This window comes from Empedobacter sp. 225-1 (genome assembly GCF_030328185.1).
GTDB lineage: Bacteria > Bacteroidota > Bacteroidia > Flavobacteriales > Weeksellaceae > Empedobacter > Empedobacter stercoris.
In genome coordinates this window covers 1-880 of the sequence record NZ_JACALO010000092.1, presented here as the reverse complement: position 1 = coordinate 880, position 880 = coordinate 1, and the positions used below count along the sequence as shown (strand labels likewise).

The window sequence follows — 880 nt, the reverse complement described above, 5'->3', positions numbered from 1 at the left end:
TCCAGCTAAATATTTTCGTATGTCATTTTCTAATTTATCCGGGTATTTGTACTCTAATTTTTTTGACAATTCAGTTCCTATTTCTGAAACTAAATCAGTCATTGAAAATAGAGCAGTCCAATTTTCCTTTATATCGCTCCCTGAAAATGTTTGTTCTGTTTTAGCCCACATTTCCTGGTTAAGATACTTTTTGAAAAGTCGTCCATATTTATTGGTCGTTATGTTCCAATTGTGTTCACTTGCAATGTGCCATTCAATTAAAGGAATTAAATATTCTGTGCGAATAACGGTTTCTGACATAAATTTCGCATAGAATATTTCATCTCTCACAAGACACTTTGCCACGTAAGTTGTGTCCCACCAAAAATCGTTTATTAGATTTTGAAACTCTTTTTCAGACGGTTTTTTGATAATGGAAATTTGATAAGTTGGTTTCAGCATTTGCTTTGTAATACCATCTTTATCAATTAAAATTTTATAACCAATATCCCAATCTTCTGGTAATTCTTTCTCTTGCGTTTCCTTTATAAATTTTGATTTGCTGTAAAGTTTAAAATCTACTTTCACACCGTCTTCATAAAGTAGCATTTTCATTGCGTGTTTATGGTTAAAACAACTTTCGTCTTCTTCAATCATAGCAATTGGATTTCCGAATTTAAGCGTCCAGCTTTTGTCTGAAATGTAATTTGTATTATCCTCAAAAACAAATTCAATGTCTAAATCACTAAATTCGTCAACAAGTGCTAAAGGATTTACAAGTGAACTTGTCAGAAGAAGAACTCTTACATCTTCGTTTTTCTCCGACCATTCTATAATTGTTCTTAACTTTTCTTCTCTGACTTTCATTTTGTTTGGTTCGGTTTTACTATGTCGTACAACG

Annotated in this window: 1 protein-coding gene; it reads right to left on the bottom strand. The window is 31.8% G+C overall.

Annotated elements, in window-relative coordinates:
* The coding region (locus tag HX088_RS13855; protein WP_286484482.1) for an AadS family aminoglycoside 6-adenylyltransferase at window positions 1-846 on the bottom strand (846 nt) is incomplete at its 3' end.
* Between the last annotated feature and the right edge of the window lie 34 nt (window positions 847-880).